The following is a 22,591-nucleotide window of genomic DNA, read 5'->3' on the forward strand; positions in this document are numbered from 1 at the left end:
CGCTGCGGGTCGGACTGCTCGGCACAGGACCGTGGGCGCGGCTCGCGTACGGCCCCGCGCTGGCCGCGCACCCGGCCGTCGAGTTCGCCGGGGTGTGGGGCCGCAGGCCCGAGGCCGCAGGCGAGGTCGCCCGGATGTTCGGGACCCGCGCCCACGAGGACGCGGACGCGCTGATCGCCGACGTCGACGCGGTGGCCTTCGCCCTGCCGCCCGCCGTGCAGGCGCCGCTCGCGGTCCGCGCGGCCCGCGCCGGGCGGCACCTGCTGCTCGACAAACCGCTGGCGGCCACCGTCGAGGCGGCCCGCGAGGTCGTCGAGGCGGTCGAGCAGGCCGGGGTGCGCTCCGTGGTCTTCTTCACCCTGCGCTTCGACGCGGGCGTCGCCGGCTGGATCGACCGGCAGGCCGCCGCCGGCGGCTGGTACACCGGCCGCGCCGACTGGTACGGCGACGTCTTCGGCGGCGAGGGGAGCCCGTTCGCCGACTCGCCCTGGCGGCGCGAGAAGGGCGGGCTGTGGGACGTCGGCCCGCACGCCCTGTCCGTGCTGCTGCCGGTGCTCGGCGACGTCGAGGCGGTCTCGGCTTCCCGCGGTCCTGCCGACACGGTGCACCTCGCGCTGCGCCACGCGAGCGGTGCGTCGAGCACCGCCGTGCTCACCCTCACCGCGCCCCCTGCCGCGGCCGGGGTGGCCGTCGAATTCCGCGGTACCCAGGGGGTCGTGTCCTGCCCCGACGACCTCGCGGTGCCCGCGACGGAGGCGCTCGCGCGCGCCGTCGACGTGCTCGCCACGGGCGAACCGCACCCGTGCGACGCCCGTTTCGGGCTGCGGGTCACCGAAATCCTCGCCGCGGCCGAGGCGTTGCTGGGGTGAGATAGATCCTTTTCGTCCGGTTGCCGCCGGACCCTTCCGGACCCGGCGGCAGGTGTCTATCGTCGAAACATGAGGGTTCAGGACTGGTGGTCGATCGAGGTCATGGACGGCGAGGACGGCGCGGTGCACACCGCGACCGGATGGCGCGAGGCGTACGCGCAGACGCTCACCGAATCACTCATCACGAACGGCGCCTCGTCCTGGCGGTGGTTCGGGTTCTCGTGGGGCGTCGTGCTCGAAGTGGCCTTCACCGAGGAGGCCGCGTGGGACGCGTGGCTCGCCCTGCCCGGCACGCAGGCCACGCTCGACGCGGTGCCTGACCCGGTACGCGGCCTGCTGGTCCACCGCGGCCACGGCGGCTCCTCCGGCGCGTACGTCCCCCGGTCGCCCGCCGTCGCGCCCCGGGCGGACCGCGCCGCGCTCCCCGAACCCCTGGTGTCCTGAGCCCGCGGCCGCCGCCCCCGAAGACCGCGCGACCGAGTCCGGGGTGGTCAGGCCAGGCCGTCCCAGCCCCAGTGCGGGACCGGGCCGGGGTCGCCGAGCTTGGTGCCGGGGCGGGAGACCGACGCGGCGATCCTGGTGCCCCACTCGATGTACTCGGCGAACCGGCGCTGCAAGAGCTCGTCCGGCGGCAGCTCCTTCGCCGCCGTGCCGATCATCACCTCGGCCCACCGGGCCCGCTGCTCCTCGGTGATGTGCAGATTCAGGTGGCTGGTCAGCAGCGCCTGGTGGCCGCCCAGGCGCTCGGTGTAGACCGCGGGCCCGCCGAAGACCTCCGACAGCCACACCACGACGTGGTCGATGTGCGTCGGGGTGAAGTGCGCGAACACCGGCTCGAGCAGCGGGTCCACCAGGACCTGCCGGTAGAAGGCCTCGACCAGCCGCCGCAGCGCCGGCTCGCCGCCGACGGCGTCGTAGAAGGTCCCCTCGTGCTGATCGGTCACGACCACTCCCCGTATGATCCGGTGCCGCCGGAGACCCGGCGGCCGTCCCAGCCTCACCCCGTACCCCGTCCCGCGTCGACCCGTTTCGCCCGCGGCACACCGAACGGAGCAGCGGATTCCGGGAAGAAAGCCGGCTGCGGGTAGCTTGTAGCGCTCATGAAGGCGATCACATACAAGACCAGCGGCGCCGCCGACGTGATGGCGCTGACCGACCGGCCGGTCCCCACCCCGGGAGAGGGCGAAGTCCGTGTCGCGGTGAAGGTGTCGGGGGTGAACCCGACCGACTGGAAGGCCCGGGAGGGCACCGCCCCGCAGGGCGAGCAGGTGCCGAACCAGGACGGCTCAGGCGTGATCGACGCGGTCGGTCCCGGCGTCCCCGAGGCCAGGATCGGCGAGCGGGTGTGGCTGTGGGAGGCCGCGTGGGCCCGCGCGGACGGCACCGCGCAGGAGTACCTGACGCTGCCGTCCCGGCAGGCGGTGCCGCTGCCCGAGCACGCGTCGTTCGACCTCGGTGCGAGCCTGGGCATCCCGGCGCTGACCGCCCACCGCACGCTGACCGTCGCGGACGGCGGCCCCACCCGCCTGGCGCCCGGCGCGCTGGCCGGCCGTACGGTGCTGGTCGCGGGCGGGGCGGGCGCGGTCGGCAACGCGGCGATCCAGCTGGCGCGCTGGGCGGGCGCCACCGTGGTGACCACGGTCAGCGGCCCCGCGAAGGGCGAGCTGGCCAGGGCGGCGGGCGCCCAGCACGTGGTCGACTACCGCGCCCAGGACGCGGCGGCCGAGATCCGCCGGATCGCCCCGGACGGTGTGCACATCGTGGTGGAGGTCGCCCCGGCGGCGAACGCGGCCCTGGACCGGGCGGTGGCCGCGCCGGACGCCGTCGTGGCCTTCTACGCCGACGACTCGGAGACCTTCGCGGTGCCCGCGCGGCCCTCGATGTTCGCCAACCTGCGCTGGCAGGGCGTGCTGGTCTACACGGTCCCCGCGGCGGCGAAGGACGAGGCGGTGGCGGCGGTGACCGCGGCGGTCGCGGACGGTGCGATCCGGGTGGGCGAGGCGGCGGGCCTTCCGCTGCACCGCTTCCCGCTGTCCCGCACGGGCGAGGCCCACGACGCGGTGCAGCAGGCCGCGATCGGCAAGGTCCTGATCGACGTCGCCGGCTGAGGGTCCTACGGGGCGGTGACCCCGGGGCGGTGCCCCGGGGTGGCGGGCCTCAGGACAGCAGGGCCTTGGCCGCCGCCGCGGCGGCGGCCTCGACCTTGTCGATGCCCGACTTCTCCGAGTGGTTGCCCGAGGACAGCACGCAGACCAGCAGCGTGTGGCCCTTGTAGTCGACCTCGCCGATGCTGTTGATGTCCCACAGGCCGGTGGCGGTGCGCTGCAGCCAGCCGTTCTTCAGCGCGAAGCCGCTGGCGTCCTCGTCCGCCGCGGACACGCCCCACTGCTGGCCCTTGGTGACCGTGTGCATCAGGCCCTTGATGTATTCGCGGGACGCCGACGACAGCGCCGAGTCACTGCTGAACACGTTCCGCAGCAGTGCGAGCTGGTCGGCCGTGGTGGTCTGGGTGAGCCCCCACAGGTCCGCGGAGCCGCCCTCGGTGTGGTGCAGGCCGAAGGCGCTGTTGGCCGCGTCGAGCCCGGTCTTGCGGTTGATCGCGTTCCACAGTGCGGTCGCCGCGTTGTTGTCGCTCTGCTGGATCATCACGGTGGCCTGCGACCGCTCGGTCGAGGTCATCGTCGTGCCCGCCTTCTGGTGCCGCAGCAGCAGCGTGGCCAGGATGTCGACCTTGACGATGCTCGCGGTGTCGTAGGTGCCGGAGCCGTCCGCGTACGACGCCGCGGTGTGGGCGTCGTTCAGGTCGGTCACAGCCACCGACAGCCGGCCCTTGCTGCCGGCCGACAGCGCCTTGATCGCGGTGGCGAGGTCGGAGGAGGCGTCGGCGGCGGACTTCGTCGGTGGTTTCGACGGGGTGGTCGGAGCGCTGGTGGACGGGGGAGCGGTGGTGGCCTCGGTGGTGCTTGCCGGGGGAGTGCCGCCGGCCGCGTCCTGGCCCTTGGCGTCGCCGGTCGCGGAGGAGTCGGTCCTGGCCTTGGCCGAGGGCGACCGGCTGACTATCGCCAGCGTGATCAGCCCGATCGTGGCCAGTACAGCCGCCGACACGACCGCCGGGCGCTTCCACCAGGGCGGTTTTCGCCGCCGCCGGTGGGAACGGGAGCGTGATGTGCCGCGCTCGCCGCCCGGTGGTCCTGAAACATGCGTCATGCACCAGACCGTATGAGCGGAATATTTCATTCTCCTAAGATTTTCGTACCGACTTGGCAGAGGGAGGTTTTTCCGCAGGCCAGGCTGTCATGAGGGCATGAGTGCTTCTTGCGTGACTTCTGTCAAATATTTCGCCTGATGCGCGATCTATTGCGAAGGGGTAACCCCGTCGTTACGATCCCCGCACCAGACTTCCGGTCCGCTGCCGTAGACCGATCGGCCGTGTGACGGCGGGAGTTGACAGCCGATCGGAGGAGTCCAGATGGGTGTCACACGCCGGGCGCTGCTGCAGGCAGCGCTTGCATCGACTGCCGTGGGAACCGTGGGAGCGGCGCAGACAGCGCTGGCCGGAGGTGCCGCTGCGGCGAGTCCGCCGGGCGACGTTGTGGGCAAGATCACGGTCGGGTATCAGGGGTGGTTTGCGTGCATCGGTGACGGTGCGCCCATCAATGCGTGGTGGCACTGGAGTGCCAACGCCGGCCAGGCCCCCTCGCCGTCGAACACCACGATCGTGGCGTGGCCGGATGTGCGCGAGTACACGAGGACCTACCCCACCGGATACGCCGCGCTGGGCAACGGGCAGCCCGCGACGCTGTTCTCGTCCTACGACCAGCAGACCGTCGACACGCAGTTCCTGTGGATGCAGCAGAACAACATCGACACCGCCGCCCTGCAGCGCTTCAACCCCACCGGCGGCGAGGGCCCCACCCGCGACGCGATGACCGCCAAGGTCCGCACCGCCGCAGAAGCCCACGGCCGGAAGTTCTACATCATGTACGACGTCTCGGACTGGACGACCATGCAGTCCGACATCAAGACCGACTGGACCAACAAGATGAAGGCGTACACCGCCTCACCCGCCTACGCCACACAGAACGGCAAGCCGGTGGTGTGCATCTGGGGCTTCGGCTTCGCCGACAACCAGCGCCCCTTCACCCCCGCCGCCTGCCTGGACGTCCTGAACTGGTTCAAGGCACAGGGCTGCTACGTCATCGGCGGCGTGCCCACCTGGTGGCGCACCGGCGACCGCGACTCCCGCCCCGGCTTCTCCGACGTCTACCACGGCTTCCACATGCTCAGCCCCTGGATGGTCGGCCGCATCGGCAACACCGCCGACGCCGACAACTTCTACAACGTGGCCACCGTGCCCGACATGGCCGAATGCGCCGCCCACGGCATCGACTACCAGCCCTGCGTCCTGCCCGGCTCGGTCACCGGACGCCAGCGCGCCCACGGCGACTTCATGTGGCGGCAGTTCTACAACATGTGCCGCGCCGGCGTCCAAGGCATCTACATCTCCATGTTCGACGAGTACAACGAAGGCAACCAGATCGCCAAGACCGCCGAATCCCAAGCCTTCGTCCCCACCAACTCCGGCTTCCTCGCCCTCGACGAAGACGGCACCGCCTGCTCCTCCGACTACTACCTCCGCCTCACCGGCGACGGCGGCCGCATGCTCAAAGGCCAGATCGCCCTCACCCCCACCCGCCCCACCAAACCCGTACTCGGGGGAGGCGGCGACACCACCCCGCCGACCGCGCCCGGCTCGCTGCACGCCACCGGGCACACCGACACCACCGTCGCCCTCGCCTGGACCGCCGCCACCGACAACGTCGCCGTCACCGGCTACCGCGTGCTCGAGGTCAGCGGCGGCACCAGCACCCAGGTCGGCAGCACCTCGGGCACCGCCTTCACCGTCACAGGACTGGCCCCCGCCAGCACCCACACCTTCGACGTCGTCGCGTTCGACGCGGCAGGCGGCACCTCCCAGCCGTCCAACCAGGTCACCGTCACCACCGACGGCACCTCGGCAGGCACCGACCTGGCGCTGCACAAGCCGACCTCGGAGAGCAGCCACACCCAGGTCTACGGCTCGGGCAACGCCGTCGACGGCGACCAGAACAGCTACTGGGAGAGCGCCAACAACGCCTTCCCGCAGTGGATCCAGGTCGACCTGGGCGGCGCCACCACCGTCAAGCGGGTCGTCGTCGACCTGCCGCCGTCCGCCGCATGGGCCACCCGCAGCCAGACCATCGCGGTCCAGGGCAGCACCGACGGCGCCTCCTTCAGCACCCTGCTGGCCGCCGCCGCCCGCACCTTCGACCCCGCCACGGGCAACACCACGACGCTCGTCCTGCCCAGCGCCGCCACCGCCCGCCACATCCGGCTGGTCTTCACCGCCAACACCGGCTGGCCCGCGGGCCAGGCCTCCGGAGTGCACGTCTTCAACGCCTGACCGGCACCCCGGGAAGCACGGCGGCGGTACGGCGGAGACGCCATCCCCCGGTCGTACCGCCGCCGGCCTCCCGGCCCGCCGCGCCCGTCAGCGCAGGATGCCCGCCTCCCGCGCGGCCTTCAGCCAGGACGGGAACTCGGTGAGGATCCGGTCGTAGAGCTCGGCGTCCGACAACGTGGCGATGTCGTCCACGGCGAAGAAGCCGACGTTGTCCACCCGCCGCCCGCCCATCGTGTCGAACCGTTCGAGGATGCCGTAGTTCGCGTGGCCCAGGCCCACGAACTGCCAGAAGATCGGCTCCTCCACCGCCGCCCGCAACTGCTGCTCGATCTCCGCGTTGCGGTGCACCCCGCCGTCGGAGAAGAACAGCACGAAGGTCGGCTCCTGCGACGGGACGTTGCGGACGAACTCCCGCACCTGCGCGATGACCTTCTGCTCCTCGTTCTGGATGCCGACCGCACGCATGTCGACCTGGCCCGGCTGCAGCCCCCGCGGCTGCTTCTTGCGGCGCCCGAAGAGCACCAGTTCGCCGATCCTGACGTGCAGGGCGATCCAGCCCGGCAGATCGCCCAGCCTCAGCTCCGGCAGCCGGGCCGGGTTGCTCGCGAACGTCCAGGCCTGCATGGCACCGTCGGAGGTGAGCTGCGCGGCGACCGCCGCCATCCGCTCCACCACCCCGGCGACCACCCCGCCCCCGTAGAGCTTCGCCATCGACCCCGAGGCGTCGAGCACCAGCACGATCCGCGCCCTCGCACCCTCGGCGCCGTGCTTGCGCAGGCTCACCGCGACCTGCTCCTTGCGCAGCGACAGCCGCTTGCGCATGTCGATGGGCAGGTCCTCCTCGCCCTTGACCAGCCGCGGCGCACCGGCCGGCGGCGTGGGCGCGGGGTAGGCGTTCTGGTGGCCCGCGCCGTACGCGGGCGGCGGCGGCAGCGGTGCCGCCGGCCCCGTCGGGGCGGGGGCGGGGTAGGCGTTCGGCGCCGGGTAGGCCGAAGGCGGCGGCGGCGGGTACGCCGGCGGGCCGGGCGGCGGCGTGGGGGCGGGCCGCGTGTAGGCAGGCGGCGCCGGCGGGGGAGCGGCGGGCCGCGGCGCGGCGGGGGTGTGCGCGGCCGTGTTGTCCTCGTCCACGGTGATCCCGAAGTCGGTCGCGAGCCCCGCAAGGCCCGCCGCGTACCCCTGCCCGATCGCCCGGAAGCGCCAGCCGCCGTCGCGACGGTAGAGCTCACCGCCGACCAGGGCGGTCTCGGTGGCGGCCACGAAGTCGAAGTGCGCCAGCTCCGTGCCCGACCCGGCGTCCACCAGCCGCAGCCCGAGGCCGGACAGCGCACCGAAGGTCCCGGTGTCCACCGACGCCGCGAGCACCACCCGGTCGATCACCGGCTCCAGGCCCGCGAGGTCCACCTCGACCGCGTCGGTGACGGTGCCGCCGCCGCCCTGCTTGCCCATGTGGCGTACCGCGCCCGACCGGTGCCGCGGCTGGTTGTAGAACACGAAGTCGTCGTCGCCGCGCACCTTCCCCTCCCGGGTCAGCAGCAGCGCGGACGCGTCCGGATCCGTTCCCCCGGGCGGCCCCGCGGCCCAGGTCAGCACCACGCGTACGGCGGACGCGGTGACCGGCGTATTGGCACCCTTGCTCAGCGGCTTCGACGTCATGCGGCAAGTCTGCCCCCACCTGCCCCGGAACGCCGAGGCTTTCGCCGGTACGGGCCGCCGCCGCGACCCGCCGATCACCGCTCTAGGCTGGGCACATGCAGTCGTACACCATCGGGCAGGCCGCCCGCCTTCTCGGCGTAAGCCCGGACACCGCGCGCCGCTGGGCCGACGCCGGCCGGGTCGCCACCCACCGCGACGAGGCGGGCCGCCGGCTGATCGACGGCCGCGACCTCGCCGCCTTCTCCGTCGAGATCGCCGACAACGACGACGGCGAGTCCTCCTCCACCTCGGTACGCAACGCCTTCCCCGGCATCGTGACCGCGGTCAAACTCGGCGACGTCGCCGCCCAGGTCGAGATCCAGGCAGGCCCGCACCGCCTGGTGTCCCTGGTCACCCGCGAGGCCGTCGAGGAGCTCGGGCTCGAGGTCGGCGCGGAGGCCGTCGCCCGGGTCAAGTCCACCAGCGTGCACATCGACCGCGTCTGAGTCCTCCCCCCGGCTCTCCTCTCCCCTTTCCCGCCGCCCCCCTCGCCGCCGCCCTTCTGACGCCACCCTCGGGAGTACGCACCATGACAACCGTCGCCGTCACCGGCGCGACCGGGAAGACCGGCCGTGTCGTCGTCACCGACCTGCTGGAGCACGGCATCGACGTCCTCGCCGTCGACATCGCCGTCAGCCCCGCCGCACGCGCCGAGTTCGACGCGCTCGGCACGCCCCTGATGCGGGCCGACCTCACCGACTACGGGCAGGCCGTCGACGCACTGGCCGGCGCCGACGCGGTGATCCACCTGGCCAACATCCCGGCCCCTGGCCTCGCCCCCGCCGCGCACACCCTGACCACCAACACCGCGATGAACGACAACGTCTTCCTCGCCGCCGCGCAGCACAAGCTCTCCCGGGTGGTCTGGGCGTCCAGCGAGACCACCCTCGGCCTGCCTTTCGACGTCCCGCCGCGCTACGCCCCGGTGGACGAGGGCCACTACCCGTACCCCACCTCCACCTACGCCCTGTCCAAGGTCGCGGGCGAGACCACCGCGGGGCACATCGCCGAGTGGTCCGGCATCCCCTTCGTCGCGCTGCGGCTGTCCAACGTGCACGTCGAGGACGACTACTGCCACGTGCCCGGCTACTGGGACGACGCCAGGTCCCGGCGGTGGAACCTGTGGGGCTACGTCGACGCCCGCGACGCCGCCGCTGCCTGCCGCCGGGCACTCACCGCGCCCGTCACCGGCGCCCAGAGCTTCGTCATCGCCGCAGCCGACACCATCATGAACCGCCCCTCGGCCGACCTGCTCGCCGAGGTCTTCCCCGGGGTCGCCCTCACCCGCGACATCGGCACCCACGAGACGCTGCTGAGCATCGACAGGGCCCGCGAAGTGCTCGGCTACCAGCCGGCGCACTCCTGGCGCGACCACGTCGACGCCCGCTGAGCGCAGCCTCGGCACCCGCAGGGCCGGCGGCCGCAAGGCCGGCCGCCCGCCCGGCGGCCGCTACTTCAGCAGCCGGGACATCCGGCGGTCGGCCAACGGCTTGCCGCCGGTCTGGCAGGTGGGGCAGTACTGGAGCGACGAGTCCCGGTAGGACACCTCGCGCACGGTGTCCCCGCACACCGGGCACGCCTCCCCCTTGCGCCCGTGCACCCGCAGCCCGCTCTTCTTCTCCGCCTTCAGATCGCGCAGCGGCAGCCCCCGGGACCGCTCGACGGCCTCGGCAAGCGTCGTACCGATCACCTCGTACAGCCGCGCCACCTCGTCCGGCGTCAGCGTCGCGGCCAGCTTGAAGGGCGACATCCTCGCCGCGTGCAGGATCTCGTCGGAGTACGCGTTGCCGATGCCCGCGATCACGCTCTGGTCCCGCAGCACCCCCTTGATCTGCCGCCGCTCGCCCTCCAGCAGGCCCGCGAAGACCTCAGGCGTGAAGGCCTCGTCCAGCGGGTCGGGCCCGAGCCGCGCGATCCCCGGCACCTCCTGCGGGTCCCGTACGACGTAGACGGCCAGGTGCTTCTGCGTCCCGGCCTCCGTCACATCGAACCCGGCCCCGCCCGCGAGCCGCACCCGCAGCGCCAGCGGCCCCTTCCCGCCCTTCGGCGGCGCCGCGGGCAGCTCGTCGTTCCACCGCACCCACCCGGCCCTGGCCAGGTGCATCACCAGATACAGCCCGTCCGCTTCCAGCGCCAGGAACTTCCCGTACCGCCCGACCCCGCCGAAGGTCCGCCCCTCCAGGGCCGAGACCGCCGGGTCGTACGTCTTCAAAGCGTGGAAGGCCAGCGGATACACCCGCTCCACGGTCCCCCCGCTCACCCGCTCGGCGAGGAACCGCCCCAACGACTCGACCTCAGGCAACTCCGGCATCCCCCCAGTCTGCCCCTTTTCACCGCAATACGTCGGCGCAGGTCAGCGCCCCGGCACGGCCCCAGCCCCGGCGGACCGCCCGGGGCCCGTCCGGCCCTAACCTGGTGAGGGTGATTACCTGTGTGGTCGAGTACGTGATCGATCCGGCCAAGACCGAGGCGTTCGAGCGCTTCGGGCGCCGCTGGATGGAGCTGGTCGACCGGCACGGCGGTACCCACCACGGGTACTTCCTGCCGTCGGAGGGCGCGAGCGACAAGGCGCTGGCGCTGTTCAGCTTCCCCAGCCTCGCCGCCTACGAGCAGTACAGGACCCTGTTCGGCCGCGACCCCGACTTCATCGAGGCGGACCGCATCAGGGACGAGAGCGGCTGCGTCCTGCGCTACGAGCGCACCTTCATGCGCCCGCTGCTGCCCGGCACCGCGTAGCGGGCGCCCCGATGACCGGCGAGGACACCGTCCGGCTGCTGCGGGCCCGCGCGCAGGCCCTCGCGGGCGGCGTGCGCGAGCCCACGGCCGAGGCCGTCGTGCGGCGGGTCGTCGCCGTGCAGGCCCAGGACGCCACCGCCGCCGACCTGGGCATCCGGGTGCGGGCGCGCGCGGACCTGACCCGCCGGGCGGTGCTCGCGGCCTACGAGGACGAACGGAGCATCGTCCGCGGCTGGTTCATGCGCGGCACCCTCCACACCGTCCTCGCCGAGGACGTCCGCGGACTGCTGGGACTGCTGGCCCCGCGGATCCTCGCCGCCGGCGGCCCGCGCTACCGGCAGCTCGGCCTGGACGAAGGGCTGCGCGAGCGCGCCGACCGGCTGATCCGGCGGGTCCTCGCGGCGCACGGCCCGCTCACCCGTGCGGAGCTGACCGGGCACCTCGGCACGCTGGGAGTGCCGCCGGAGGGGCAGGCCCCTTTCCACCTGATCCGCCACGCTGCCCTCACCGGCGTCCTGTGCCATGGCCCGCGCCGCGCCGGGGAAGCGACGTACGTTCTCCTCGACGACTGGCTGCCCGCCGCCGCGGCCCCGCCCGGCGACCAGGCGGCCGCCGCCGCCGAACTCGCCCGCCGCTACCTGGTCGCCCACGCCCCCGCGACCCCGCAGGACTTCGCCGCCTGGTCGGGCCTGCCGGCCGGTGCGGCCCGCACGGCCTGGAAGGACCTGGCGCAGTCCGGCGCCCTGGCCGACCACGGCACCCGCACGGTGCTCGCCGGCCGGCCGCAGGAGCCGGGCGAGCCGTCCGCCACCGAGGACGTCCGTCTGCTCCCCGCCTACGACGGCTACCTGGTCGGCCACCGCACCCGCGACCTGTCCGTACCCGCCCCCCACCAGAACCGCGTCCACCCGGGCGGCGGCGTCATCCGCGCCACGGTCGTCGCCGACGGCCTGGCCGTCGCCACCTGGTCCCGCAACCCGCTGCGGATCGACCCCTTCACCCCCCTTCCGCCCCGCCTCCAGCCCCTCCTGGACCAGGAGACCGCCGCGGTCACCCGCTTCCTGGACCCCGCGAACGACTGAGCCCCCCCATCGACCGAGCCCCCGCCGCCCGCCGAGGAGGACGGCGGGGAGCCGGCCGATCATGCGCACGAGTAGGGTGCTTCTGCTCCGGAAGGGGGTTCGGTTGCGGATGACGCGCGAGACAGCGGTCGCGCTGGTGCAGGACGTCATGAATGTCGAGTACGACGAGGACGAGATGGAGCGCGTGCTGGACGAACTCGACAAGGCGCTCGGCTGCCCGACTGGTCACGTCGGTGGATTGATCTTCTGGCCCAAGGACGGACTGGAGCCGACAGCGGCCGAAGTCGTCGACCAGGCTTTGGCCTACCAGCCGTTCGCGCTGTGAACGACGTCAGATGCGCCCTGCGGTGGTGTCCCGTGTGGGGTTGGGCATCAGGCAAGCACCGCTTCGATGGCCGGTCGGATGCTGGACAGGGCGCCGAGCCTCTGAGCGGCGTCCTGGAGGCCGGCGACGCCGCTCTGGCCGTATCTGTGCAGGTATCGATTGAGGGCACCGAGAGCCAGGGGCCCGTTGGCGGTGCCTCCGAGGCGCATGGCGTCCACGACGGAGCGCGCGGGGCTGTAGACGGGGATGGTCTCACCCGGGGCGGCCTCGAACCGGTCGACTGCGTAGCCGAAAGTGTCCGCCGCGTATTGGGACGTCCGGGTCGGTGGATAGGTGATCGCCGGTCGGTGCGTGCCGCGCGGAACCGCGATGTGGACCGCGTACGGGATGTCGTCGATCAATTCGTGCAGCGCCAGCGCGGACTCTCCGCAGACGACCGCGTGCGCGGCCCGGGTGCAGACGGCGATGAGATCGACGTGGGCTGTCGGTGCCGCACCGGCCTTGCGGTAGACACCCCGGGAGAGTGGGCCTCACGGCGTTGTCTTCCACCTGGCTGCCGAGAGACGCCGTGGCGAGGGGCAACCCCGTTCATGGCTGGCCCGGATGAAGAGTCGGAGCGCCTGGCGACGACGGTGGGCCGCACCTCGCGAAGAGATGCGGCCCACGGTCCACAGACGGCCCAGGGGAGCGGGAAGCCGCTCTGACCTGGGGTCTTCCTAGATGTCGAAGTACAGCTCGAACTCGTGCGGGTGCGGGCGGAGCTGGATCGGGGCGATCTCCTGGGTGCGCTTGAAGTCGATCCAGGTCTCGATCAGGTCCGCGGTGAAGACGCCGCCGGCCTGGAGGTACTCGTTGTCGTTCTCCAGGGCGGTGAGGACGGCCGGGAGGGACGTGGGGACCTGGGGGACGCCCGCGTGCTCCTCGGGGGCGAGCTCGTAGAGGTCCTTGTCGATCGGCTCGGCCGGCTCGATCTTGTTCTTGACGCCGTCGAGGCCCGCCAGCAGGAGGGCGGAGAAGGCGAGGTAGGGGTTCGAGGAGGGGTCGGGCGCGCGGAACTCGACCCGCTTGGCCTTGGGGTTGGAGCCGGTGATCGGGATGCGCATCGCGGCGGAGCGGTTGCGCTGCGAGTACACCAGGTTGACCGGGGCCTCGAAGCCGGGGACCAGGCGGTGGTAGGAGTTCACCGTCGGGTTGGTGAAGGCCAGCAGGGAGGGGGCGTGCTTGAGGATGCCGCCGATGTAGTAGCGGGCGGTGTCGGACAGGCCCGCGTAGCCCTGCTCGTCGTAGAAGAGCGGGGTGCCGCCCTGCCACAGCGACTGGTGGACGTGCATGCCGGAGCCGTTGTCACCGAAGATCGGCTTGGGCATGAAGGTCGCGGTCTTGCCGTTGCGCCAGGCGACGTTCTTCACGATGTACTTGAAGAGCATCAGGTCGTCGGCGGCGGCCAGCAGCGTGTTGAACTTGTAGTTGATCTCGGCCTGGCCCGCGGTGCCGACCTCGTGGTGCTGGCGCTCGACCTGGAGGCCGGCCGCTTCGAGCTCGAGGCTGATCTCGGCGCGCAGGTCGGCGAAGTGGTCGACCGGCGGGGCGGGGAAGTAACCGCCCTTGTAACGGACCTTGTACCCGCGGTTGTTCTCCACGGCACCGGTGTTCCAGGCGCCGGCCTCGGAGTCGATGTGGTAGAAGGACTCGTTCGCGGAGGTCTGGAAGCGCACGTTGTCGAAGACGTAGAACTCCGCCTCGGGACCGAAGTACGCGGTGTCCGCGATGCCGGTGGAGGTGAGGTACGCCTCGGCCTTCTTCGCCACGTTCCGCGGGTCGCGGCTGTACTGCTCGCCGGTGATCGGGTCGTGGATGAAGAAGTTGATGTTGAGCGTCTTGTCCTTGCGGAACGGGTCGACGCGGGCCGTGGACAGGTCGGCGCGCAGCGCCATGTCCGACTCGTGGATCGCCTGGAAGCCGCGGATGGACGAGCCGTCGAAGGCCAGTTCCTCGCTCGGGTCGAACGACGAGACCGGGACCGTGAAGTGCTGCATCACACCGGGCAGGTCACAGAATCGGACGTCGACGAACTTGACGCCCTCGTCCGAGATGAACTTGTTGACGTCGTCGGCGTTCTGGAACATCCAACTCCTCCTAGGCCCGGCCCCGCGGGTCGGGTTGGCGATCGAGGTGCGGCCAGTGCGGTGGCGCACACTGCCCTGACCATAGGGATCAGGGGTTTCTCCAGCATGACCCATTTGTTTCATGGACGTTAACCGCGACGCTGTCGGGGCGGTCCCCACCCGGTGGGACTGGGCCGTACGGGGGTTACCGTGGACGGGTGGACAACAGGGAAGTAATCGGATCGTGGCTCTCGGGGCCGCGGGCGGCCGCCGAGCAGATGGGTGCGGAGTTCGGTTACCGCGGTGAGCGGCTCGGACTGCCCAAGGACGGCCCCGGATCCATCGCATCGGTCGGCAGGCGGCTCGCCGCACTGTTCATCGACTGGGTTCTGAGCGTGCTGATCGCATACGGTCTGATCGCGCATCGTGACATCCACCAGGCGAACAACTGGGCGCTTGTCGTCTTCGCCGTGGTGAGTGTGATCGCTCTCGGACTCGTCGGCAGCACGCCAGGAAAGATGATCATGCGGCTGCGGGTGGTGCAGGTGGACGGCGGCCGGCTCAGCCCGCTCGGCGCCGCGCTGCGCACCCTGCTGCTGGTGCTGGTCGTCCCGGCCGTCGTCTGGGACCGCGACACGCGCGGCCTGCACGACAGGGCCGTGAAGGCCGTCCAGGTCCGCATCTGACGCAGGCCGTGTCCGGGACCGCGTGCCCGGACACCCGCGGTGCCCGTGCATGCGGAAGGGCGCCCCCGCGCGGGGGCGCCCTTCCGGGTGAAGCTGCTCAGCGGCCCTTCGGCATCCGCATGCCCTTGGGCATCGGACCCTTCGGGATCGGCATGTTGGACATGAGGTCGCCCAGCGCCTTGAGGCGGTCGTTGACCTCGGTGGTCTTGGGGCCGGACAGGGTGCGGGGGAGCCGCAGCAGGGTGGCGCGCAGCTTCTTCAGCGGCAGTTCGCCCTCGCCGTTGCCGACGATGAAGTCGTGCACCGGCACGTCGTAGACGACCCGGGCGACCTTCTTCTTCTCATTCGCCAGCAGGCTCTTGACCCGGTTGGGGTTGCCCTCGCCGACCAGCACCACACCGGCCTTGCCGACGGCACGGTGGACGACGTCCTGGCTCTTGTTCATGCCCACCGCCGGAGTCACCGTCCAGCCGCGGCCGACGTTCTGCAGCACGGCGGCAGCCGCACCCGGCTTGCCCTCCAGCTGTCCGAAGGCGGCCTTCTCGGCGCGGCGTCCGAAGACCACCGCCATCGCGAGGAAGGCCAGCAGGAATCCCAGGATCCCGGCCCAGATGGGGTGGTCGATCAAGAAGCCGAGGGCGAGGATGACACCGAAGGTGACGATTCCCACAGCCGCAATGACAAGCCCGATCTTGGAGTCGGCCTGCCTGGTCATCTTGTAGGTCTGGACGATCTGTGCCAGTCGCCCAGGGTTCTCGGATGTTTCCTTCCTCGCCATGGGGCAAAGGATACGTGGCCGCCCGGTCACGCGTCACGGCGGCCACCCTCGGGAGTCAGTCGAGTACGGCGTCCTCGCGCCCGGCCGTCACCAGGGCGGCCAGCTCGTGCTCGGCCTCCCTGCGGTCCTTGGCGCGCTGGCGGTCGGCGACGACGGATGCCCAGGCGTTGCGCCGGGCGGTCTGCTGGCCACCGCGCAGCAGAAAGGATTCGACAGCACGCAGCGCCCCGGCGACCGGGGTGTAGGCGGGCAGCTGTGGATACGGACGGGCGTGGACCGACTGCGACGGCATGGCGTCCCCCTCGGGGCAACGAGCGCAAGGGCAGCGAGAGCAAAGGCAGGGAGCGGAGCGGAGAAGCAGGAAACGCGGCGAACAGGTGTGCTGTGCGATGGAACCAGCCTCGCCACAACGTGTTACCAGCCGGTGACCACTCGGTCAATCTCACATGAAAGCCGCGGCATCGCCCGCACACCGCCCCGCCAGGTCACTCTTCCGGCAGCCCCGTACGGCCGGGTGAGCGGTTTCACATGGGTGCCGGGCGCGCGGCCCGGCGCGTCGTGGGCCTGCCCGGGACCGCCGTCCCGGGCCGCCCGGTACCTCAGACCGCCTGCGCGGCGTCCAGCTGCCTGCGGCGGTCGACGGCCTGCTGGAACAGCCGCCCGGCACGGTAGGACGAGCGGACCAGCGGCCCGGACATCACACCCGCGTAGCCGATCTCCTCGGCCTCCTCCTTCAGCTCCACGAACTCGGCCGGCTTGACCCACCGCTCCACCGGGTGGTGCCGCACCGAAGGCCGCAGGTACTGCGTGATGGTGATCAGCTCGCAACCCGCGTCGTGCAGGTCCTGCAGTGCCTGGCTGATCTCCTCGCGCTCCTCGCCCATGCCCAGGATCAGGTTGGACTTGGTGACCAGACCCGCCTCCCGTGCCCGGGTGATGACCTCGAGGGAGCGCTCGTAGCGGAAACCGGGGCGGATCCGTTTGAAGATCCGCGGCACCGTCTCGACGTTGTGCGCCAGCACCTCGGGGCGGGCGCCGAAGACCTCGGCGAGCTGGGCGGGCTCGGCGTTGAAGTCGGGGATCAGCAGCTCGACCTTGGTACGTCCGTCGGACCGGCCCGCGGTCATGGCGTGGATCTGCCGGACGGTCTCGGCGTACAGCCACGCGCCGCCGTCCTCCAGGTCGTCACGCGCCACGCCGGTGATGGTGGCGTAGTTCAGGTCCATGGTGACCACGGACTCGCCGACCCGGCGCGGCTCGTCGCGGTCCAGGGCCTGCGGCTTGCCGGTGTCGATCTGGCAGAAGTCGCAACGCCGGGTGCACTGGTCGCCGCCGATGAGGAACGTCGCCTCGCGGTCCTCCCAGCACTCGTAGATGTTGGGACAGCCGGCCTCCTGGCACACCGTGTGCAGGCCCTCGCTCTTGACGAGTTTTTGCATCTGCGTGTACTCGGGACCCATTTTCGCCCGGGTCTTGATCCACTCGGGCTTGCGCTCGATGGGGGTCTGGCTGTTGCGGACCTCCAGGCGCAGCATCTTGCGTCCGTCGGGTGCGACTGCGGACACGACCGGCTCCCTAAAGCTGAGATTGTGCCTACGGCTTAGATTCTTCGGTAAACGCCAGGGTACGCCCCGGCATTCCCAAGGGCTGCCCTCAGACGGCCCGGGGCAGCGGGACGGCCGCGCCCAGCACCGCGCCGAGGTGCTTGGTCACCACGGGCAGCGCCTCGGCGACGCCGACCTCCCGGCCCAGCTCCTCCGACAGCGACGTCACCCCGGCGTCCCTGATGCCGCACGGCACGATCCGGTCGAACCAGGTCGTGTCGGGATTGCAGTTCAGCGCGAAGCCGTGCATCGTCACGCCCTTGGCGACCCGGATGCCGATCGCGGCGAGCTTGCGGTCCTCGCGGCGCTGCCCGGCGTTGGAGGGGGCGTACTCGGGGCCGCTCAGCCGCGGGTCGAACTCCTCGTCCGCCAGCCGCGGGTCGAAGTCCAGCGTCAGCCCGCCGCTGCGCTCCGCCACCGGGTCGCCCAGCACCCACACCCCCGAGCGGCCCTCCACCCGGCTGGTCTCGATGCCGAACTCGGCCGCCGTCGCGATCAGCGCGTCCTCCAGCCGCCGCACATGGGCCACCACGTCGACCGGGCGGGGCAGCTTCAGGATCGGGTAGCCCACCAGCTGGCCGGGGCCGTGCCAGGTGATCTTGCCGCCGCGGTCCACGTCCACCACGGGGGTGCCGTCGAGCGGCCGCTCGTTGTCGGCCGTACGCCGCCCCGCCGTGTACACCGGCGGGTGTTCGAGCAGCAGGCAGGTGTCAGGGATCTCGTCGGCGAAACGGGCCGCGTGCACCGTCCGCTGCCGCTGCCACGCCTCCCCGTACTCCACGGCGTCAGCCCCGAAACCCAGGTGAACGAACTGCAGCTCACTCACGACGACGACTCCTCTGCTGTGCGATACGCGCCCCTGCAACTGTACGGCGGCGGTGCGTGCAGGCCCCCGGCGGGCTGTGCCATACCACGGTGGCTTGCACCGGTGCGGGCGGCTTACCCGGTAATGATGTCTCTTGTCGCTCATTCGGACGAATATGCGGCTCTTGCGTCGAGCTGGACATCGCTGACCGTTACATTCACGCCGAATCTGAAGACACTCAGAGGAAGTGGGCCGCAGCGCCGATGACGGACCGTGCCACGCAGCGAACCCCGAACGGACCCCACGACCGCGCCGCCGCCCGGCCGGGAAGCGGACCGGGGCGGCCCCCGCAGGACCCACCCGACGCACCGGCCGAAGCGGCTGGCGCCCCGGGCCCGGCGCGCGGCGCCGCACCGCCCCCGGACGCACCGCCCCCGGACGCACCGCCCTCCGGCGCGCGGGCCGACCGCCCGCACCGGCACAACGCCAGGCTCGCCGCGCTGATCGCGGAAGCCGGCTTCTCGCACGCCGGACTGGCCCGCCGCGTCGACCGGCTCGGACAGGAGCACGGGCTCGACCTGCGCTACGACAAGACGTCCGTCACCCGCTGGCTGCGCGGCCAGCAGCCGCGCGGCACCTCCCCCGCGCTGATCGCCGAGGTCTTCACCCAGCGGCTCGGCCGCCGGCTGTCCGCGCAGGACCTCGGCCTCGACGCGTGCGCACCCGTCTACGCCGGGCTCGAATACGCCGCCTCCGCCGGCGAGGCGGTCGACATCGTCAGCGGCCTGTGGCGCAAGGACACCGGGAACCAGGCCGAGCTGCGCACGATCGCCTTCAGCCCCGCGGGCCTCGTCGTCCCCAGCAGGGACTGGCTGATCGGCTCCGCCGACGACACCGTCGTCCGCAAGGGGGCGCTGCGGGTGCCCGCGCAGACCCGCGGCACACCACGGGGCGCCCAGGATTTACGCCACGCCCCGCCGGCCGCCGGCGGCCGGGTCGGCGCCGGCGACATCGCGGCGCTGCGGGCCGTCGGCGACCTCTTCCGCACCCTCGACCACGCCTACGGCGGCGGGCACGCCCGCCAGGCGCTCGTCCGCTACCTCGAACACGAGGCCGAGCCGATGCTGCGCGGCAGCTACGGGGAGGTCCAGGGCCGGCGGCTCTTCGCCTCCGTGGCCGACCTGACCCGGCTGGCCGGCTGGACGTCCTACGACATCGGCGCGCACGGCCTCGCGCAGCGCTACTTCGTCCAGTCGCTGCGGCTCACCCAGGCGGCCGGCGACCGGGTCCACGGCGGCTACGTCCTGGTCACGATGAGCCGCCAGGCCGTCTACCTCGGGCACGGCCGAGAAGCGGTGCAGCTGGCCCGGGTGGCGCAGCAGGGTATCGGCACGACGGCGCCGCCCGCCGTCCAGGCCCTGATGCACGCGGCCGAGGCGCGCGGGCACGGCGTCATGGGCGAGACCCGGGCGTGCACGGCGGCGCTCGTCCGGGCGGAACGCGCCTTCGCGGCGGCCAGGGCGGGCGACGAGGTGCCGTCCTGGGCGCGCTTCTTCGACGAGGCGCAGCTCGCCGACGAGTTCGGGCACTGCCACCGGGACCTCCAGCAGCACCGGGCGGCCGTCCAGCAGGCCGAAAGGTCGCTGCAGCTGCGGGCACCCGGGTACGCGCGCAGCCGGCTCTTCTGCCAGGCCGTCCTGGCCTCGGCCAGGCTCGCCCTCGGCGAGGTCGACGCCGCCTGCGCGCTCGGGGCCGACGTGGTCCGCCAGGCCGCCGACATGCGGTCCGCGCGCGCGGCGGAATACGCCCGCGACTTCGCCCGGCGGCTCGACCCCTTCCGCGACAGCGCCCCCGCCCGCGCCTTCTTCGCCCAGGCCCAGGCGACCGGCTTCGCCCTCTGACCCGCGCGAAGCCGGGCCCCGGCCGGCCCGGGGGCACGGCGCCGCACTGCCCGACGGCCCGGGTCGGCCGTCGGGCCTTGCCGCGGGCCGTCGCAGGCCCGCGCACGGGTGCCGCTCCCGGGCCCTCGGGCAGGCCCTTGGGGGGACGGGCCTGCGCCCGTCGTCGTAGGCGTTCGTACCGAAGGTGGGCCAACGATGCGGTTTCCGCGTACTTGGGCGGTGACCGACGGTATGTTCGCGGTCACGGTGTGGGCGTCCGCCCGGCCGGGGGCGGGCCAGGGTCCGGCCGGGGCAGCGCGACACGGCCGGGGGGCCGGACCAGGGGGTGCTGATGTCCGCCACTGCTGTGGCCGGGGAGACGGACTGGGCGGAACGGATCCGCACGGGTCTGATCCAGCCGGTGGAGCGGGCCTTCACCGGGCAGCGGGCGGCCGTGGAGACGGCCGCGCTGTGCCTGCTCGCCGGGGGCCACCTGCTGGTCGAGGGCCGGCCGGGGACCGGCAAGACCACGCTGGCGCGGGCGATCGCGGCCTGCGTGGCGCCGGCGCCGGGCGCGGAGGCGTGGCGGCGGGTCCAGTTCACCCCCGACCTGCTGCCGGCCGAGATCACCGGGTACGAGCAGCCGCTGCTCACCGGTGGCATGAGCGACTTCAGGCCCGGGCCGCTGTTCGCCCACGTGGTCGTCGCGGACGAGATCAACAGGGCGTCGCCCAGGACGCAGTCCGCGCTGCTCGAAGCCATGGAGGAGGGCAAGGTGACCGTGGCCGACCGTACGCACCTGCTGCCCGCGCCCTTCTTCGTGGTCGCCACGCAGAACCCGGTGGACCTCGACGGCACATATCTGCTGCCCGAGGCGGAGCTGGACCGCTTCCTGATCCGGGTGGCGGTCGACTTCCCCGCGCGGGAGGCCGAAGTGGCCATCGCCGGGGGCCGGTTGACCGACCCCGACGACTTCGGTGCCCCCGCGCTGCACGCCGCCGACATCCTGGCGGCCCGCGCCCGCCTCCGCTCCGTCGCCGCCACCGACACCCTCGTCGGCTATGCCGTCGACCTCGCCGAGGCCACCCGCAGGACAGACCGCCTGACGCACGGCGTCAGCGTCAGGGCCACCGGCGCCCTGGTGGCCGCGGCCCGTGCCCGCGCCTTCCTCGACGGGCGCGGCCATGCCGACGCCAAGGATGTACAGCAGCTGGCCGTGCCGGTGCTGGCCCACCGGGTCGAGCCGACGGCCGCCGCGGGCGGCTGCGCGGCGGACGTGATCACCGAGCTGCTGGCCCGCATACCGGCCCCGGAGAACGCCGCGTGCGCGCCCTGAGCGACCGCGCAGCGGGGCGCCGGGTCCGACTCACCGCCACGGGCCGGTGGGCCGGCGGCGCGGGCACGGCGGGCGTCGTACTCGGAGCGGTCGGCGAGCTGCGCCCGGTCTTCGGCGCCGGCGCCGCCGCGCTGCTGTCCTGCGCCGCGGCCTGGGCCGCCGGACGGTTCGGGCGCCGGCCCGGTGTCGCCCACGCCCCGCCGGCGCGGACGGAGTTCGTCCGCGGCGAGCGGCTGCCGGCGGCCTTCGCACCGGCCGGCCGGCCCGGCAGCGACCCGCCGACGATCCACGGCACGCTGGAGGACGCGCTGCCCGGCGGCTCGCGCACGCTGCCGCTCACGGGCCGCGGCTGGACCCTCACCAGCCCCGCCCTGCCCCGCGGGGTGTGGCGGCTCGGCCCGGCAGTCGCGCAATACCGCGACCCGCTCGGCCTGGCGGTGACGCGCACGGAACCGTCTCCGCCAGGGGCGGGTCTCACGGTCCGCCCGCGCACCACGGACGCCCTGCCGTGGGTCGCGGAGGCCGCAGCGGCCCACGCCTCGGGGGCCGCGCGGCTGGACACCTACGAGGCGTTCGAGATCCACGGCATGCGCCGCCACGTCCCGGGCGACGACCTGCGGCTCATCGACTGGCGCAGCACCCTGCGCACCGGCGCCTTCCACGTCCGCGAACGCCGCGGCGGCGGCACGGCCCCCGCCGTGGTCCTGCTGGACACCGCGGCCGGGGAGGGCGAGGCCTTCGAGACGGCGGTCGACTGCGCGGCCGCCGTCGCGCTGAGCGTGCTGCGGCTCGGCCGCCCGGTCACCCTGGCGGTGGTCGGGGCCGAGCCCCGCCTGATCGCCGCCGCCCCCGGTGCCCGCGACGCCGTCCTCGACCTGCTCACCCGGGTACGGCCCCGCCCGGCGGCTTCCGCCACCCCCGCCACCCGGCTTGCCGCGGCCGCCCCGGGCGGCGCCCTCGCCGTCCTGTCCACCACTCGCGACCCCGCCTTGTGGCGCCCTGCCCTCTCGGCGCTGAGCGCCCACCGCGCCACGGTGGTGTGCGTGCACGCCACCGCGGCCCCCACGCCCGCCGACTCCCCGCTGAGGCACCCCGGCTTCCGCACCCTGCGGGTCTCGGCACTGTCAGAGCTCGCCGACCTCCCGGCGCCGCGATGAGCGCCCCGGTGTCCCGGCGCGGGACGCGACCCGAGGCGTGCCCGCACCTGCCGCGGGCGCGCCGCTGTGGCCCGTCCCGGCGGTCGCCCGGAT

The 22,591-nt window shown here is 72.9% G+C and carries 23 protein-coding genes; 13 read left to right on the top strand and 10 right to left on the bottom strand.

Annotated elements, in window-relative coordinates:
- Positions 1 to 2 precede the first annotated feature (2 nt).
- Positions 3 to 869 carry a Gfo/Idh/MocA family protein gene (locus tag ACGFMP_RS08290; RefSeq protein WP_393671379.1) on the top strand — a complete coding sequence of 289 codons (867 nt, stop codon included), beginning with the start codon at positions 3 to 5 and terminating at the stop codon, positions 867 to 869.
- Between the two features lie 69 nt (positions 870 to 938).
- Positions 939 to 1,313 carry a hypothetical protein gene (locus tag ACGFMP_RS08295; protein ID WP_393671085.1) on the top strand — a complete coding sequence of 125 codons (375 nt, stop codon included), beginning with the start codon at positions 939 to 941 and terminating at the stop codon, positions 1,311 to 1,313.
- 47 nt (positions 1,314 to 1,360) lie between these two features.
- Here ACGFMP_RS08295 and ACGFMP_RS08300 read toward each other — a convergent pair whose 3' ends face one another.
- The gene (locus ACGFMP_RS08300) at positions 1,361 to 1,813 is read right to left on the bottom strand and encodes a group II truncated hemoglobin (protein ID WP_393671086.1); all 453 of its coding nucleotides are present in this window, start codon (positions 1,811 to 1,813) and stop codon (positions 1,361 to 1,363) included.
- 156 nt (positions 1,814 to 1,969) lie between these two features.
- Here ACGFMP_RS08300 and ACGFMP_RS08305 point away from each other — a divergent pair, with 156 nt between their 5' ends.
- The gene (locus ACGFMP_RS08305; protein WP_393671087.1) at positions 1,970 to 2,977 is read left to right on the top strand and encodes an NADPH:quinone reductase; all 1,008 of its coding nucleotides are present in this window, start codon (positions 1,970 to 1,972) and stop codon (positions 2,975 to 2,977) included.
- Between the two features lie 49 nt (positions 2,978 to 3,026).
- Here the strand turns inward: ACGFMP_RS08305 and ACGFMP_RS08310 are convergent, their stop codons facing one another.
- Complete coding sequence (locus ACGFMP_RS08310; RefSeq protein ID WP_393671088.1) at positions 3,027 to 4,076, bottom strand: hypothetical protein; 1,050 nt, start codon at positions 4,074 to 4,076, stop codon at positions 3,027 to 3,029.
- 262 nt (positions 4,077 to 4,338) lie between these two features.
- Between ACGFMP_RS08310 and ACGFMP_RS08315 the strand changes: the two genes are divergently transcribed.
- Positions 4,339 to 6,312, top strand: coding sequence for a discoidin domain-containing protein (locus ACGFMP_RS08315; RefSeq protein WP_393671089.1), 1,974 nt, complete (start codon positions 4,339 to 4,341; stop codon positions 6,310 to 6,312).
- A gap of 87 nt (positions 6,313 to 6,399) precedes the next feature.
- On the opposite strand, the gene ACGFMP_RS08320 is transcribed toward ACGFMP_RS08315, so the two are convergent.
- Entirely contained in the window at positions 6,400 to 7,965 is a 1,566-nt protein-coding gene (locus ACGFMP_RS08320; RefSeq protein ID WP_393671090.1) for a VWA domain-containing protein, read from the bottom strand.
- A 95-nt stretch (positions 7,966 to 8,060) separates the two neighbouring features.
- On the opposite strand from ACGFMP_RS08320, the gene ACGFMP_RS08325 reads away from it, so the two are divergent.
- Both ACGFMP_RS08325 and ACGFMP_RS08330 read left to right on the top strand, forming a co-directional pair.
- Complete coding sequence (locus ACGFMP_RS08325; protein ID WP_393671091.1) at positions 8,061 to 8,450, top strand: molybdopterin-binding protein; 390 nt, start codon at positions 8,061 to 8,063, stop codon at positions 8,448 to 8,450.
- An 83-nt stretch (positions 8,451 to 8,533) separates the two neighbouring features.
- A complete protein-coding gene (locus ACGFMP_RS08330) occupies positions 8,534 to 9,394 on the top strand; it encodes an NAD-dependent epimerase/dehydratase family protein (RefSeq protein ID WP_393671092.1) in 861 nt (286 codons plus the stop codon).
- 60 nt (positions 9,395 to 9,454) lie between these two features.
- On the opposite strand, the gene ACGFMP_RS08335 is transcribed toward ACGFMP_RS08330, so the two are convergent.
- Positions 9,455 to 10,315 (bottom strand): Fpg/Nei family DNA glycosylase, encoded by an 861-nt coding sequence (locus ACGFMP_RS08335; protein WP_393671093.1) that lies wholly within the window; start codon positions 10,313 to 10,315, stop codon positions 9,455 to 9,457.
- A gap of 110 nt (positions 10,316 to 10,425) precedes the next feature.
- On the opposite strand from ACGFMP_RS08335, the gene ACGFMP_RS08340 reads away from it, so the two are divergent.
- The 3 genes from ACGFMP_RS08340 to ACGFMP_RS08350 all read left to right on the top strand — a co-directional run bounded on the left by ACGFMP_RS08340 (position 10,426) and on the right by ACGFMP_RS08350 (position 12,147).
- Complete coding sequence (locus ACGFMP_RS08340; protein WP_393671094.1) at positions 10,426 to 10,740, top strand: NIPSNAP family protein; 315 nt, start codon at positions 10,426 to 10,428, stop codon at positions 10,738 to 10,740.
- Positions 10,741 to 10,751: 11 nt separating this feature from the next.
- Positions 10,752 to 11,822, top strand: coding sequence for a winged helix DNA-binding domain-containing protein (locus ACGFMP_RS08345; RefSeq protein ID WP_393671096.1), 1,071 nt, complete (start codon positions 10,752 to 10,754; stop codon positions 11,820 to 11,822).
- A 109-nt stretch (positions 11,823 to 11,931) separates the two neighbouring features.
- Positions 11,932 to 12,147, top strand: coding sequence for an e9imm peptide (locus ACGFMP_RS08350; RefSeq protein ID WP_393671098.1), 216 nt, complete (start codon positions 11,932 to 11,934; stop codon positions 12,145 to 12,147).
- Between the two features lie 47 nt (positions 12,148 to 12,194).
- Here the strand turns inward: ACGFMP_RS08350 and ACGFMP_RS08355 are convergent, their stop codons facing one another.
- Both ACGFMP_RS08355 and glnA read right to left on the bottom strand, forming a co-directional pair.
- On the bottom strand, positions 12,195 to 12,548 hold the full coding sequence (locus tag ACGFMP_RS08355) for a hypothetical protein (protein ID WP_393671099.1): 354 nt from the start codon (positions 12,546 to 12,548) through the stop codon (positions 12,195 to 12,197).
- Between the two features lie 315 nt (positions 12,549 to 12,863).
- Positions 12,864 to 14,273: a type I glutamate--ammonia ligase gene (glnA, locus tag ACGFMP_RS08360; RefSeq protein WP_393671100.1), complete on the bottom strand. Its 1,410-nt coding sequence runs from the start codon at positions 14,271 to 14,273 to the stop codon at positions 12,864 to 12,866.
- Between the two features lie 197 nt (positions 14,274 to 14,470).
- Here glnA and ACGFMP_RS08365 point away from each other — a divergent pair, with 197 nt between their 5' ends.
- Positions 14,471 to 14,938 carry an RDD family protein gene (locus ACGFMP_RS08365; protein ID WP_393671101.1) on the top strand — a complete coding sequence of 156 codons (468 nt, stop codon included), beginning with the start codon at positions 14,471 to 14,473 and terminating at the stop codon, positions 14,936 to 14,938.
- Positions 14,939 to 15,035: 97 nt separating this feature from the next.
- On the opposite strand, the gene ACGFMP_RS08370 is transcribed toward ACGFMP_RS08365, so the two are convergent.
- The 4 genes from ACGFMP_RS08370 to lipB all read right to left on the bottom strand — a co-directional run bounded on the left by ACGFMP_RS08370 (position 15,036) and on the right by lipB (position 18,146).
- A complete protein-coding gene (locus ACGFMP_RS08370) occupies positions 15,036 to 15,716 on the bottom strand; it encodes a DUF4191 domain-containing protein (protein ID WP_393671102.1) in 681 nt (226 codons plus the stop codon).
- 55 nt (positions 15,717 to 15,771) lie between these two features.
- Entirely contained in the window at positions 15,772 to 16,008 is a 237-nt protein-coding gene (locus ACGFMP_RS08375) for a hypothetical protein (protein ID WP_393671103.1), read from the bottom strand.
- A gap of 307 nt (positions 16,009 to 16,315) precedes the next feature.
- Entirely contained in the window at positions 16,316 to 17,281 is a 966-nt protein-coding gene (gene lipA, locus ACGFMP_RS08380) for a lipoyl synthase (protein ID WP_393671104.1), read from the bottom strand.
- A gap of 88 nt (positions 17,282 to 17,369) precedes the next feature.
- Positions 17,370 to 18,146, bottom strand: a complete 777-nt coding sequence (gene lipB / locus ACGFMP_RS08385) for a lipoyl(octanoyl) transferase LipB (protein ID WP_393671106.1) — start codon at positions 18,144 to 18,146, stop codon at positions 17,370 to 17,372.
- A 242-nt stretch (positions 18,147 to 18,388) separates the two neighbouring features.
- Here lipB and ACGFMP_RS08390 point away from each other — a divergent pair, with 242 nt between their 5' ends.
- The 3 genes from ACGFMP_RS08390 to ACGFMP_RS08400 all read left to right on the top strand — a co-directional run bounded on the left by ACGFMP_RS08390 (position 18,389) and on the right by ACGFMP_RS08400 (position 22,498).
- The gene (locus ACGFMP_RS08390) at positions 18,389 to 20,026 is read left to right on the top strand and encodes a regulator (RefSeq protein ID WP_393671107.1); all 1,638 of its coding nucleotides are present in this window, start codon (positions 18,389 to 18,391) and stop codon (positions 20,024 to 20,026) included.
- Positions 20,027 to 20,357: 331 nt separating this feature from the next.
- Complete coding sequence (locus ACGFMP_RS08395) at positions 20,358 to 21,341, top strand: AAA family ATPase (RefSeq protein WP_393671108.1); 984 nt, start codon at positions 20,358 to 20,360, stop codon at positions 21,339 to 21,341.
- Positions 21,329 to 22,498, top strand: coding sequence for a DUF58 domain-containing protein (locus ACGFMP_RS08400; protein WP_393671109.1), 1,170 nt, complete (start codon positions 21,329 to 21,331; stop codon positions 22,496 to 22,498). Before ACGFMP_RS08395 ends, ACGFMP_RS08400 begins: the two co-directional genes overlap by 13 nt.
- Positions 22,499 to 22,591: the final 93 nt, after the last annotated feature.

This window comes from Streptomyces sp. NPDC049040, assembly GCF_043197715.1.
GTDB lineage: Bacteria > Actinomycetota > Actinomycetes > Streptomycetales > Streptomycetaceae > Actinacidiphila.

Coding starts and splice junctions, on each gene's coding strand:
- ACGFMP_RS08295 (WP_393671085.1), top strand. CDS start 939: ATGAGGGTTCAGGACTGGTGGTCGATCGAGGTCATGGACGGCGAGGAC.
- ACGFMP_RS08305 (WP_393671087.1), top strand. CDS start 1,970: ATGAAGGCGATCACATACAAGACCAGCGGCGCCGCCGACGTGATGGCG.
- ACGFMP_RS08310 (WP_393671088.1), bottom strand. CDS start 4,076: ATGACGCATGTTTCAGGACCACCGGGCGGCGAGCGCGGCACATCACGC.
- ACGFMP_RS08315 (WP_393671089.1), top strand. CDS start 4,339: ATGGGTGTCACACGCCGGGCGCTGCTGCAGGCAGCGCTTGCATCGACT.
- ACGFMP_RS08320 (WP_393671090.1), bottom strand. CDS start 7,965: ATGACGTCGAAGCCGCTGAGCAAGGGTGCCAATACGCCGGTCACCGCG.
- ACGFMP_RS08325 (WP_393671091.1), top strand. CDS start 8,061: ATGCAGTCGTACACCATCGGGCAGGCCGCCCGCCTTCTCGGCGTAAGC.
- ACGFMP_RS08330 (WP_393671092.1), top strand. CDS start 8,534: ATGACAACCGTCGCCGTCACCGGCGCGACCGGGAAGACCGGCCGTGTC.
- ACGFMP_RS08335 (WP_393671093.1), bottom strand. CDS start 10,315: ATGCCGGAGTTGCCTGAGGTCGAGTCGTTGGGGCGGTTCCTCGCCGAG.
- ACGFMP_RS08345 (WP_393671096.1), top strand. CDS start 10,752: ATGACCGGCGAGGACACCGTCCGGCTGCTGCGGGCCCGCGCGCAGGCC.
- ACGFMP_RS08350 (WP_393671098.1), top strand. CDS start 11,932: ATGACGCGCGAGACAGCGGTCGCGCTGGTGCAGGACGTCATGAATGTC.
- glnA (WP_393671100.1), bottom strand. CDS start 14,273: ATGTTCCAGAACGCCGACGACGTCAACAAGTTCATCTCGGACGAGGGC.
- ACGFMP_RS08370 (WP_393671102.1), bottom strand. CDS start 15,716: ATGGCGAGGAAGGAAACATCCGAGAACCCTGGGCGACTGGCACAGATC.
- ACGFMP_RS08375 (WP_393671103.1), bottom strand. CDS start 16,008: ATGCCGTCGCAGTCGGTCCACGCCCGTCCGTATCCACAGCTGCCCGCC.
- ACGFMP_RS08390 (WP_393671107.1), top strand. CDS start 18,389: ATGACGGACCGTGCCACGCAGCGAACCCCGAACGGACCCCACGACCGC.
- ACGFMP_RS08395 (WP_393671108.1), top strand. CDS start 20,358: ATGTCCGCCACTGCTGTGGCCGGGGAGACGGACTGGGCGGAACGGATC.